At 69.8% G+C, this 11,561-nt stretch carries 12 protein-coding genes and 1 other RNA gene; 4 read left to right on the top strand and 9 right to left on the bottom strand.

What is annotated here, in order from left to right; all coding sequences use genetic code 11:
* On the top strand, positions 1–846 hold an 846-nt coding region (locus tag ABYX71_RS07155), incomplete at its 5' end, for an NUDIX domain-containing protein (RefSeq protein WP_372695823.1).
* A gap of 101 nt (positions 847–947) precedes the next feature.
* Positions 948–1,196, top strand: a complete 249-nt coding sequence (locus tag ABYX71_RS07150; protein WP_372695822.1) for a YdcH family protein — start codon at positions 948–950, stop codon at positions 1,194–1,196.
* A gap of 13 nt (positions 1,197–1,209) precedes the next feature.
* On the opposite strand, the gene ABYX71_RS07145 is transcribed toward ABYX71_RS07150, so the two are convergent.
* From ABYX71_RS07145 to ABYX71_RS07130, 4 genes are all read right to left on the bottom strand, one after another.
* Positions 1,210–2,184, bottom strand: coding sequence for a Nudix family hydrolase (locus tag ABYX71_RS07145; protein WP_372695821.1), 975 nt, complete (start codon positions 2,182–2,184; stop codon positions 1,210–1,212).
* 142 nt (positions 2,185–2,326) lie between these two features.
* On the bottom strand, positions 2,327–3,544 hold the full coding sequence (gene argJ, locus ABYX71_RS07140) for a bifunctional glutamate N-acetyltransferase/amino-acid acetyltransferase ArgJ (RefSeq protein ID WP_372695820.1): 1,218 nt from the start codon (positions 3,542–3,544) through the stop codon (positions 2,327–2,329).
* A 10-nt stretch (positions 3,545–3,554) separates the two neighbouring features.
* Positions 3,555–6,260, bottom strand: a complete 2,706-nt coding sequence (secA, locus tag ABYX71_RS07135; protein WP_372695819.1) for a preprotein translocase subunit SecA — start codon at positions 6,258–6,260, stop codon at positions 3,555–3,557.
* A gap of 8 nt (positions 6,261–6,268) precedes the next feature.
* A complete protein-coding gene (locus ABYX71_RS07130) occupies positions 6,269–7,201 on the bottom strand; it encodes a M23 family metallopeptidase (RefSeq protein WP_372695818.1) in 933 nt (310 codons plus the stop codon).
* A gap of 61 nt (positions 7,202–7,262) precedes the next feature.
* Between ABYX71_RS07130 and ABYX71_RS07125 the strand changes: the two genes are divergently transcribed.
* The gene (locus ABYX71_RS07125) at positions 7,263–7,712 is read left to right on the top strand and encodes a DciA family protein (RefSeq protein WP_372695817.1); all 450 of its coding nucleotides are present in this window, start codon (positions 7,263–7,265) and stop codon (positions 7,710–7,712) included.
* A gap of 28 nt (positions 7,713–7,740) precedes the next feature.
* Here the strand turns inward: ABYX71_RS07125 and metK are convergent, their stop codons facing one another.
* From metK to ABYX71_RS07100, 5 genes are all read right to left on the bottom strand, one after another.
* Positions 7,741–8,901 (bottom strand): methionine adenosyltransferase, encoded by a 1,161-nt coding sequence (gene metK, locus ABYX71_RS07120; RefSeq protein WP_372695816.1) that lies wholly within the window; start codon positions 8,899–8,901, stop codon positions 7,741–7,743.
* A gap of 81 nt (positions 8,902–8,982) precedes the next feature.
* Complete coding sequence (locus ABYX71_RS07115) at positions 8,983–9,582, bottom strand: 5-formyltetrahydrofolate cyclo-ligase (protein ID WP_372695815.1); 600 nt, start codon at positions 9,580–9,582, stop codon at positions 8,983–8,985.
* Between the two features lie 21 nt (positions 9,583–9,603).
* Positions 9,604–9,793: non-coding RNA, 6S RNA (gene ssrS / locus ABYX71_RS07110), on the bottom strand.
* A 12-nt stretch (positions 9,794–9,805) separates the two neighbouring features.
* A complete protein-coding gene (locus ABYX71_RS07105) occupies positions 9,806–10,123 on the bottom strand; it encodes a cell division protein ZapA (protein ID WP_372695814.1) in 318 nt (105 codons plus the stop codon).
* Complete coding sequence (locus ABYX71_RS07100) at positions 10,120–10,332, bottom strand: TIGR02449 family protein (protein WP_372695813.1); 213 nt, start codon at positions 10,330–10,332, stop codon at positions 10,120–10,122. The genes ABYX71_RS07105 and ABYX71_RS07100 overlap by 4 nt, the downstream gene beginning before the upstream one ends.
* An 81-nt stretch (positions 10,333–10,413) precedes the next feature.
* Here ABYX71_RS07100 and ABYX71_RS07095 point away from each other — a divergent pair.
* Positions 10,414–11,561 (top strand): aminopeptidase P N-terminal domain-containing protein (locus tag ABYX71_RS07095; RefSeq protein WP_372695812.1); only part of this gene is annotated, 1,148 nt, incomplete at its 3' end.

The raw sequence follows: 11,561 nt of genomic DNA, 5'->3' as shown, positions 1-11,561 counted from the left end.
CGCTTCGCCGCGCGCATGAAAGAGGCGCCGCTGTTCGACCATGTGCCGGCGCTGCTGCATGTGTGCCGCCTGCGTGGCGTGGCGCTGAGCCTGTGCTCCAGCGTGCCCACGGCGCTGCTGGAACAGCTGCTGACACACCTGCACCTGGACGGCTTCTTCCGCCACATCGGCGGCGGCGCGGCGGACAAGGTGCCGGTGTTGCAGCGCATCGTCGGTGCGTCGGGTTTCCGGCCGGACCAGACCCTCTACGTCGGTGACACCCCGCACGACATCGAGGCCGCCCACGCGGCCGGCGTCATCGCCGGCGCCGCCCTGTACGGCTATGCCACCGAGGATCGCCTGCGCGCCGAGCGGCCGGATCACGCCTTCGCCGATGTGCGGGCCATCATCGACCTCATCGACCGCGAACACCTGCTGGCCAGCGAGCGGCGGGTGATCGCCACCGTCGGCGGCCTGCTGGTGGCCGACACCGGCGAGCTGCTGCTGGTGCGCACGGCCAAATGGTCCGGCCGCTGGGGCCTGCCGGGCGGCAAGATCGACTACGGCGAGCCCCTGCTCGACGCCTACCGGCGCGAGCTGCGCGAGGAGACCGGCCTTGCTGTCGAGCACGCCGACTGGCTGTGCATCCAGGACTGCATCGAGAGCCCGGAATTCCTCGAACCGCGGCATTTCCTGCTGATCAACTACGTGTCACGCGTCCCAGGCCGCCCCGCGCCGCGCAAGAACTACGAATCGGTCGAGATCGGCTGGTTCACGCCGGCCGCCGCGGCGGTGATGGACCTCAACCAGCCGACCCGGGCGGCCATCGAGCTGGCCACGCGACGCGGCTACCTCAACGCGCCCTGATCGCGCCTGCTTGCCGGCAATCAACGCACGCCATCGAGTCGGGGATTAGTCTGGGCGCAGGCCGTCGGCAGCCCGCCGACGGCAACGGCAAGGCACTCCCGATGAGTCTCGAAAAACACGACCTGCACCACGAATTTCCCGAGTTCCACGACGCCATCCACACGCTGAAGGTCAGCGACCCGCACTTCGCCAGCCTGTTCGCGCAGTATCACGAGCTCGACCACGAGGTGCACCGCATCGAGACCGGCGCCCAGAACACGGCCGACAGCTACCTGGAAGCGCGCAAGAAGGAACGCCTGCGCCTGAAGGACGCGCTGTACCAGATGCTGCGCCGCCACGCCGGCGACTGAGCCGGCGACCGCCTCAGTCCCACGCCGCGCGCAGCACCGCCACGCCACGTCCGCCGTGGTGGCGGGCGCGGGCGGCGTCGTCGAACCGCATGCCGCCGAGCGCGTAAACCGGCAGCGACACCGTTTCCAGCAGCGCCTCGAACCGTGCCCAGCCCAGCGGCGCCTGCTGCGGGTGACTGGCCGTGGCCGCCACCGGTGACAGCACGGCAAAGTCGCAGCCAACCGCAGCGGCGGCGGCCAGTTCGTCGGCATCGTGACAGGAGGCGGCCAGCCACAACGCACCCGGCAACGTACGCTTCACCCCGCTGCGCAACGCGCGCGACGGCAGGTGCACGCCGGCCGCGTCCAGCGTCTGCGCCAGCGTGGCCAGTTCGGCGTCGTCGCCGTGCAGCATGACGGCCACGCCCAGTGGCCGCGCCACCCCGATGACGGCTGCCGCCAGCGTCCGATACGCATCCGGCGCCAGGCCCGGGCAGCGCAGGCACAGCACACGCACCCCGCGTGACGGCAAACGGCGCACACGCTGCAGGAATGCCGCCCGGTCGCCGTCGAAGCCGCCGCTGATGGCATACACATCCGGCAAGCGCGCCGCCGTCAGCAGCGGGCCGTTGGCCGCCGGCAGCTGCGCGGGATCGATGGCCTGCGGCGCCGACCAGCGCAGCGCCTGACCCAGCCGGCCGCGCGGCTCGCCGCGCCAGGCCGTGACCTCGAACGTATGTAGCACGACGCGACGCTCGGGATGGTTGGCAGTGGCCGGGTAGTGATGGTGGCGACGGATCAGCGGCGCGGCCGTGTCGACCTCGATGCCAAGCTCCTCGTGCAGCTCGCGCGCCAGCGCCTGCAACGGCGTCTCGCCGGCCTCCAGCTTGCCGCCGGGGAATTCCCAGTAACCGGCCAGATGGCCACCGGCCAGGCGCCGGCCCAGCAGCACCGCACCATCCTCGCGGCGCAGCACGCCCACGGCGACCTCAAGCGGAGCGCCACTCACGGGCATCGATCCTGGGGTAGGGAAGATAAGCGCGTGCCGTGCAGTTCCTGCATCGCAGGTCCGGCGCACGCCCGCCGCGGCTCGCGCGGATCAGGCCCGTGTTCGCCGGGCCGACCCCAGCGCCGGCGCGAACCACACGCTGTCAGGTGCGGTACTCGGCGTTGATGCGCACGTAGTCGTAGGAGAAGTCGCAGGTCCATACCGTCGCTTCGGCGTCTCCGCGACCAAGCGCCACGGTGACCGGAATCTCGTCGCGCGCCATCACCGCCTGACCCCGGGCCTCGGTGTAGTCCGGCGCCCGTGCACCGTCGCGCACGATGCACACCTCGCCCAGGTGCACGCCGACCCGGTCGATGTCCAGCGCCGGCACCCCGGCGTAACCGACCGCCGCCAGCAGTCGGCCCCAGTTGGGATCGCTGGCGAAAAACGCCGTCTTGACCAGCGGCGAACGGGCGATGGCGTAGGCCACCGCGCGGCACTCGTCCGCGTCGCGGCCGCCGGTCACCCGCACGCTGATGAACTTGGTCGCCCCCTCGCCGTCGCGCACGATGGCCTGCGCCAGCGTGCGGCATACCGCGTCCACCGCCTGCTGCAGGGCCTGGCCGGCAGGCGTGTCCAGCGCCGCGATGGTGACCGGCCCCTTGCCGGTGGCCATCAGCACGCAGGCATCGTTGGTGGAGGTGTCGCCATCCACGGTGATGCGGTTGAAGCTGCCGGCCACGGCGCGCCGCAGGCAGGCGTCGAGCAGGGCGGCCGGCAGCGCCGCATCGGTGGCGACGAAGGCCAGCATGGTCGCCATGTTCGGGTGGATCATGCCCGATCCCTTGGCGATGCCGGTCACGTGGATCGATCCCTGCGCGGTATCGACGCGCACGCTGTGGCCCTTGGCCACGGTGTCGGTGGTCATGATGGCCTGGGCGGCCGCACCCCAACCGTCGGCGGCCAGCGCACCGTGCAGCGCCGGCAGCACCGCCGTGATGCGCTCGACCGGCAGCGGCTCGCCGATGACGCCGGTCGAAAACGGCAGCACCGCCTCGGCGGCACACCCGCCGTCCCGCGCCAGCGCCTCGCAGCAGGCCAGCGCCGCCGTCAGTCCGGCATCACCGGTACCGGCGTTGGCGTTGCCGGCGTTGATCAGCAGATAGCGCGGCGCCGTGGCTGCCAGATGGCGCCGGGCAACCGTCACCGGCGCGGCGCAGAAGGCGTTTTGCGTGAACACCGCCGCCACCTGGCTGCCGGTCGCCAGTTCCAGCAGCACCACGTCGTCGCGACCGGGCTTGCGCACGCCGGCAGCGGCGGCGGCCAGACGCACGCCGGCGACCGGCGTCAGGGCGCCGGGCGGGGCGAGGTTCACCGCCACGCGGCCGGCCTCACTGCAACTGGCCGTGGCACTGCTTGAATTTCTTGCCCGAGCCACACGGGCACGGCTCGTTGCGGCCGACCTTGCGTCCGGCGCGCACGAACGGCGCCGCCGGTCGCTCCGCCACCGCCACGTCCGATTCGTCGGCCTGCGCCTCGCCGGCCAGGGCACTGGCCTCGGCATGCTGGTAGTCGTAGACACCGGCCGGCCGGCGCTGGCGGTCGACCGCCTCCACGTCTTCCTCGGCCCGCACCTGCACCCGCAGCAGGGTCATCGCCACGTCGGTCTTGACGCGCTCGAGCATCTGCGTGAACAGCTCGAACGCCTCGCGCTTGTATTCCTGCTTCGGGTTCTTTTGCGCGTAGCCGCGAAGGTGGATGCTGTGGCGCAGGTGGTCCATGGCCGCCAGGTGATCCTTCCAGTGGCTGTCGAGCACCTGCAGCATCACGGCCTTCTCGAAGTGCCGCATCACCGCCGGCTCGACCCGCCCCTGCTTTTGCGCCAGTTCCGTCTCGACGATGTCGATCAGGCGCTCGCGCAGCGTCTCGCCATCCATGTCCGGCGCCGCTGCCAGTGCCTGCGGGTCGCCGGCGCTGCCAAGCTCGGCGTGCAGGGTGTCCTTCAGGCCGGCCAGGTCCCACTGCTCCTCGACGCTGCCGGGCGGCAGGAAACGGTCCACCAGCGCCCCCACCACGTCGCGCACCATGGCCTGGACGGTGTCGGACACGTCCTCGGCCTCCAGCAGCTCGTTGCGCTGCTGGTAGATGAGCTTGCGCTGCTCGTTGGCGATGTCGTCGTACTCGAGCAGCTGCTTGCGCATGTCGAAGTTGCGGCTCTCGACCTTGCGCTGGGCGTTCTCGATGGCGCGCGTCACCCACGGGTGCTCGATGGCCTCGCCGGGCTGCAGGCCGAGCTTCTGCATCCAGCCGGACACCCGGTCGGAGGCGAAGATGCGCATCAGGTCATCCTGCAGCGACAGGTAGAAGCGCGACGAGCCGGGGTCGCCCTGACGCCCGGAGCGCCCGCGCAACTGGTTGTCGACACGCCGCGACTCGTTGCGCTCGGTGCCGACCACGTGCAGGCCACCGAGCTCGACCACCTTGTCGTGGTCGGCCTGCCAGGCGACGCGGATGCGTTCGCGCTCGGCCGGGTCCTCGACGCCGTGCAGGCGCGCCTCCAGGTTGCCGCCGAGCACGATGTCGGTGCCGCGGCCGGCCATGTTGGTGGCGATGGTGACGGCACCGACCTCGCCGGCGCGGGCAATGATCTGCGCCTCCTGCTCGTGGTACTTGGCGTTCAGTACCTGATGCGGGATGCCGGCCTTCTTCAGGCGCTGCGACACCAGCTCGGACGTCTCGATGGAGGCGGTGCCGACCAGTGCCGGCTGGCCGCGGCCATGCGCCTCCTTGATGTCCTCCAGCACGGCGTCGAACTTCTCGTCCGTCGACAGGAACACCTGATCGCCCAGGTCCTTGCGGACCATCGCCCGGTGGGTCGGCACCACCACCACTTCCAGACCGTAGATCTGGTGCAGCTCGTAGGCCTCGGTGTCGGCCGTGCCGGTCATGCCGGACAGCTTGTCGTACAGCCGGAAGTAGTTCTGGAAGGTGATGGTGGCGAGCGTCTGGTTCTCCTGCTTGACCGACACCCCTTCCTTGGCCTCGATGGCCTGGTGCAGGCCCTCCGACCAGCGCCGGCCGGGCATCAGGCGACCGGTGAACTCGTCGACGATGACGATCTCGCCCTGGTTGACCACGTAGTGCACGTCCCGCTGGAACAGCGTGTGGGCGCGCAGGCTGGCGTTCAGGTGGTGCATCAGGGTGATGTTGGCGGCGTCGTACAGACTCTCGCCTTCCCCGAGCAGGCCGGCGGCGGCCAGCAACTGTTCGGCGTGCTCGTGGCCCGCGTCGGTGAGCAGCACCTGGCGGGTTTTCTCGTCGACGTGGTAGTCGCCGGGGCCATCGGGTTCGGTCTGGCGCGTGAGCTTGGGCACCAGCACGTTCACCTTGGCGTACAGCTCGGTGCCGCCCTCGGCCGGGCCGGAGATGATCAGCGGCGTACGCGCCTCGTCGATCAGAATGGAATCCACCTCGTCGACGATGGCGTAGGCGCGGCGCTGCACCCGGTCCTCGGCGGTGAACGCCATGTTGTCGCGCAGGTAGTCGAAACCGAACTCGTTGTTGGTGCCGTAGGTGATGTCGGCGGCGTAGGCGGCCTGACGCGCCGCCGGGTCCAGGTTGGACACGATCACGCCGGTCGACAGCCCGAGAAACTCGAACACCTGCCCCATCCAGGCGGCATCGCGGCGGGCCAGGTAGTCGTTCACCGTCACCACGTGCACGCCCTGTCCGGCCAGCGCGTTCAGGTAGGCCGGCAGCGTGGCCACCAGCGTCTTGCCCTCGCCGGTGCGCATCTCGGCGATCTTGCCCTCGTGCAGGACCATCCCACCGACCAGCTGCACGTCGAAATGGCGCATGGCCAGGACACGACCCGCCGCCTCGCGAACCAGCGCAAACGCCTCCGGCAGCAGCTGATCCAGCGTCTGGCCGTCGGCATGCCGCTGGCGCAGCGTGTCGGTGTACTGGCGCAGCTCGGCGTCACCGAGTGCGGCGAACTGATCGGCCAGCGCATTGATACGCGCGACCGTCTTGAAGTAGCGCTTGATCTGACGCTGGTTGCGGCTGCCGACGACGCGGCGCACGATACCCTTCAGCATGGCGGACCTCAGCGGGCCGCGGTGCGCAGCGGCAGATCCTGGGCCGCCAGGGCACGAAGATAATCGGCCGGATCCATGCGCCGTCCGGCGCGCAACACTTCCAGATGCACGTGCGGCCCGGTGGTGTTACCGGTGCTGCCGACGCGCGCGATGACCTGACTGCGTTTCACTGTCTGACCTGCTTTGACCAGATTGGCCTGATTGTGGGCGTAGCGGGTGCGAAACCCGTTACCGTGATCGATCTCGACCACCCTGCCGTAACCGCTTTCCCAGCCGCTGACGACCACCCGGCCGCCGGCAACTGCATGAATGGGGGTGCCGGGCGGCGCACGGAAGTCCACCCCGCCATGAAACTCGTGCCGCCCGGTGAACGGATCCCGGCGGCTACCGAACGCCGACGACAACTGCCCACCGGGCACCGGCGAGGGCAATGCCTCATCGTGCTCCAGCAGGTCGGCCCCGATGACCCGGTCCAGCACGGCGAACTGCGCAGCCCGGCGGTCGATCTGTCGTGACAGGCCGTCGAGCGCGGCCACGAAATCGACCACCGCGAACGGTTGCTCGTCGCCGCTCCCGATGTCGAGCGGCGTGTCGAAATCGAAAGCATCCGGCGCCAGGCGGGCCGCTTCGCTCACCCGCTGGCCGACCACCTCCAGCTGCGTCAAGCGGCCCTGCAGTTCGCCCAGACGGCCGGCCAGGGCCTCGGCCCGGGCGCGGGCGGCGAGCAGGGATTCGTCCAACTGCGCGCGCTGGGCGTCCAGTTCCGCGCGTACCGCCCGGCGTTCGCGCAGCGCCTCGGTCAACGGCAGGCTGGCGCCGAGCGCAAAGCTGCCCAGCAGCGCGCCGACCACCATGCCACCGAGCGCCATCACGGCGCGACCGTGCAGACTGAAGCTGCGCTGGCCGTTGGCCCGCGGCCAGTGAACGTGCAGGCTGATCATCAACGGAATCTATAATTCGGGCGGTCGTCATGCCGCTGCGGCCCGACCCGGATCGGTCATTATGGGTTCCGAATCACACCTTCACAAGCTGCTGGCAGCGCCCGGGGGCGCCTTGGCTCAGCTGCTGGCCGACGGCCGGCGGCAGCAACAGCTGCTTGCCCAGGTGCGCCAGTGCCTGCCCGGCGAACTGGCCGATGCCGTGGCCAGCGCCGGTGTCGCCGATGGCGCCCTGCATCTGGGCGTCACCAGTGGCGCCTGGGCCAGTCGCCTGCGCTTTCTGGCGCCACGACTGCGGCGCCAGATCGGTGACGGGCTTGGCCAGTCGCTGAACGAGGTTCGCGTGCACGTGCTCGCCTGCGCGACCCCGCCGCCGGCCGTCGCACCGCCGACGGTGCGGCCGCTCAGCGACACCAGTCGCGCCCACCTGCAGGCCGTGGCCGATGCCACCGCGGACCCGCGCCTGGCCAAGGCCCTGCGGACCCTGGCCGACGCCGGCTCACCCGACGGCTAGCACGGCCCCCGGGCTACCCCGCGCCCCTTCAGCGGGCCGCGCGGCGCAGCGCCTCGGCGCGATCGGTGCGCTCCCACGAAAAGTCCTGGTCCTCGCGCCCGAAGTGGCCATAGGCGGCGGTAGGCCGGTACACCGGCCGGCGCAGGTCCAGCATGCGCAGGATGCCGACCGGACGCAGGTCGAAATGCTCGCGGATCAGACCCGTCAGCACGCCATTGCTGACCTGCCCGGTGCCAAAGGTGTCGACCATGATGGACGTCGGCTCGGCCACGCCGATGGCATACGACACCTGCACCTCGCAGCGCTCGGCCAGACCCGCGGCGACGATGTTCTTGGCCACGTAGCGCGCGGCATAGGCCGCCGAACGGTCGACCTTGGACGGGTCCTTGCCGGAAAACGCGCCGCCACCGTGGCGGGCCATCCCGCCGTAGGTGTCGACGATGATCTTGCGCCCGGTCAGCCCGGCATCGCCCATGGGGCCGCCGATCACGAAACGGCCGGTCGGGTTGACGTGAATGGTCGGCTTGTCCGCCAGCCACTCGCCGAGCACCGGCTTGATGATTTCCTCGATCACCGCCTCGCGCAGGTCCGCCTCGCCGATGTGCGGGGCATGCTGCGTGGACAGCACCACGGTGTCGATGTGGACCGGGCGACCGCCCTCGTACAGGAAGCTGACCTGACTTTTGGCGTCCGGGCGCAGCCACGGCAGCGTGCCGTTCTTGCGCAGCTCGGCCTGACGACGCACCAGCCGGTGGGCGTAGGTGATGGGGGCCGGCATCAGCACGTCGGTCTCGCGGCAGGCGTAGCCGAACATCAGGCCCTGGTCGCCGGCACCCATCTGCTCCGGATCGTCCCGGTCGACACCCTGGTTGATGTCCGACGACTGCTTGCCGAGCGCATTGATGACGGCGCAGGTCTCCCAGTCGAAACCCATGTCCGAGCTGGTATAGCCGATGTCGCGGATCACCTCGCGGATGATGTCCTCGACCTCGATGAACACGCCCTTTTGCACCTTGACCTCGCCGGCCACCATGGCCAGACCGGTCTTGGTCAGGCTCTCGCAGGCGACGCGGGCATCCGGGTCCTGGGCCAGATAGGCATCCAGGATGGCGTCGGAAATCTGGTCACAGATCTTGTCCGGGTGTCCCTCGGACACCGACTCGGACGTGAACAGGTAGCTGTCGGACATGGAACGATCCCCAAAGACGACGACTGGCGCACACTGGGCAAGCTAGGCAGGGGCGGCATTAGACCATAGCGCCCGACCCCCTCAAAACATGCGGAAACGGTAGCAACCGCGCTCGCTGGCCACCGCGTCGAGCGGCACATCCCATGCCCGTCGCGGCAAGCGGTCGACGCGCTGCAAGTCGAACGCCACGCCCACCAGGCGCGGACGGCGCCAGCGGCGCTGGCCGAGAAAGGCGAAGGAGCGATCGTAGAAACCACCGCCCATGCCGAGGCGGTTGCCGGCACCGTCAAAGCCCACCAACGGCACCAGCACCAGGTCCAGCATGCGCGGTGCCAGCCAGTGACGCGGCGCCACGGCCGGCTCGACGATACCGAAACGGTTTCGCCGCAGCGGCGCCTGCGGATTCCAGGCGGCAAAGTGCAGATGGCCGTCGCGCTGCGGGCACAGCACCGGCAGATAGCAGGCCTTGCCCGCCGCTGCGGCGCGGCGCAGCGCCGGCAGGGGGTCGATCTCGCCGTCGGCTGGCCAGTAGGCGGCGATACGCCGGGCCCGCTGGAACGCCGGCAGGGTTGCCAGGCGACGCGCCAGCGCGGCGCTGGCCGCCTGGCGCTCGGCCCGGCTCAACGCGCGGCGCTCGGCGCGCAGGCGGCGGCGCAGGCTGCCGAGCGTGAACGCCGTCATCCGGGCCGCCGGGAAATCGGGGGCTCCACCACTTGTGCCGTTGTGGATCGTCACTCTTGAACCTGCTGGTTCAAGGCGGAAGCAGGGGCATGACCGTCAGGCTTCCCACACACAGAGGTGGGCGTGCACACAGGCCAGCGAACAGCTTCCAAAGCTTACGCTTTGTGGTTCAAGAAAACGTCTGACCCACTGACGAACACCGCAGTGGAACCCGTTGTCATCTTCACCCGGAATGGGGCGCCGACTCAAGTGTGCCGAGCGCCGCCGTCAGACGCTTCTCGAGCGCCGCCAGACGATCGATCGCCGCGCCCTGCGCCTGGCGTGCGGCGCGTTCCTGCAGCAACTCGTGCACGATGTTGAGCGCCGCCAACACCAGCAAGCGATCGTTGCCGACCACCCGGCCGCCGCGGCGCAGCTCGCGCAGGCGCTCGTTCAGGTAGTCGGCGCTGGCCAGCACCGCACCGCGCTGTTCGTCGCCGGCAGCGATCACGTACTCGCGCTCGAGCACGCGCACCGCCACCCCGCCGATGTCCTTGCTCACGGCTGCTCCATGTTCTTCAGACGGGCAATCATCGTCTCCACCCGACTGCGCGCGGCATTGGTCTTGTCCATCAACTCCGCCCGCTCGGCGACCAACTGCTGGTGGCGCCCGCGCATGGCGCGGTACTCGAGCACGAACGCCTCGACCCGCCGCACGGCGGTCTGCAGGCGCTCCTCGAGCGCGGCGAGCGCTTCATCCTGCTGTGCCATGTCATCTACTCCAGCAACGCCCCGCGTGCGGTGGGCCGGCTATTCTAGGCAGCCCGCAGCGCCGACAACCAGTTATCACTCATGCACCCTGCCATCTCCCGCAAGGAATTTGCCGCCCGCCGCCGCCAACTGATGAAGCAGATGGACGGCGGCATCGCCATCGTGCCGACCAATCCGCATCACACGCGCAACCGCGACACCGAGTTCCCGTTCCGGCCGCACAGCGATTTCCAGTACCTGACCGGCTTCGCCGAGCCGGAGGCGGTGGCGGTGCTGATTCCCGGTCGGCCCCAGGGCGAGTTCGTGCTGTTCTGCCGCGAGCGCGATCCGGCCAAGGAGACCTGGACCGGTCGCCGCGCCGGCCTGGAAGGCGCCCGGGCACAGTATGACGCCGACGACGCCTTCCCCATCACCGACCTCGACGACATCATGCCTGGCCTGCTGGAGAACCGCGGCAAGGTGTTCTACAGCCTGGGTGAGCATGGCGAGTTCGACCAGCGCGTGCTCGGCTGGGTCAACGGCCTGCGCGCCAGGGTGCGCGCCGGCATCCATGTGCCGAGCGAGTTCGTCGACCTCGGCCACCTGCTGCATGACATGCGGCTGTTCAAGAGCGCGGCGGAGCTGAAACTGATGCGTCGCGCGGCCGACATCTCGGCCGAGGCCCATTGCCGGGCCATGCGCGTGTGTCGGCCGGGCATGATGGAGTTCCAGGTCGAGGCCGAACTGCGGCACGAGTTCATCCGCCAGGGCGCCCGCCTGCCGGCCTACGAGCCGATCGTCGGCGGCGGCGCCAACGGCTGCATCCTGCACTACGTCGACAATGACGCGCCGCTGAACGACGGCGACCTGCTGCTGATCGACGCCGGCTGCGAGCTCGATTGCTACGCCGCCGACATCACCCGTACCTTTCCGGTCAACGGCCGCTTCAGCCCGCAGCAGAAGGCGCTGTACGAGGTGGTGCTCGACGCACAGCTGGCGGCCATCGACAAGGTGCGGCCGGGCAACCACTGGAACGAGCCACACGAAGCGGCGGTGCAGGTGCTGACCGCCGGCCTGCTGCGGTTGGGTATCCTCACGGGCGAACTCGAACAGCTGATCGCGGACGAGGCCTATCGCCCCATGTACATGCACCGCACCGGCCACTGGCTGGGCATGGACGTGCACGACGTCGGCGAATACAAGCTCGGCGATGCCTGGCGGGTGTTCGAGCCCGGCATGGTCACCACCAT

Source organism: Immundisolibacter sp., assembly GCF_041625615.1.
In the GTDB taxonomy this organism is placed as follows: Bacteria; Pseudomonadota; Gammaproteobacteria; order Immundisolibacterales; family Immundisolibacteraceae; genus Immundisolibacter.
This window is presented reverse-complemented; position numbering and strand designations above follow the sequence as displayed.

Bases quoted from the DNA above. Each gene is read 5' to 3' on its own strand.
- ABYX71_RS07150 (WP_372695822.1), top strand. From the start codon at position 948: ATGAGTCTCGAAAAACACGACCTGCACCACGAATTTCCCGAGTTCCAC.
- secA (WP_372695819.1), bottom strand. From the start codon at position 6,260: ATGCTGAAGGGTATCGTGCGCCGCGTCGTCGGCAGCCGCAACCAGCGT.
- ABYX71_RS07130 (WP_372695818.1), bottom strand. From the start codon at position 7,201: ATGATCAGCCTGCACGTTCACTGGCCGCGGGCCAACGGCCAGCGCAGC.
- ABYX71_RS07125 (WP_372695817.1), top strand. From the start codon at position 7,263: ATGGGTTCCGAATCACACCTTCACAAGCTGCTGGCAGCGCCCGGGGGC.
- metK (WP_372695816.1), bottom strand. From the start codon at position 8,901: ATGTCCGACAGCTACCTGTTCACGTCCGAGTCGGTGTCCGAGGGACAC.
- ABYX71_RS07115 (WP_372695815.1), bottom strand. From the start codon at position 9,582: ATGACGGCGTTCACGCTCGGCAGCCTGCGCCGCCGCCTGCGCGCCGAG.
- ABYX71_RS07100 (WP_372695813.1), bottom strand. From the start codon at position 10,332: ATGGCACAGCAGGATGAAGCGCTCGCCGCGCTCGAGGAGCGCCTGCAG.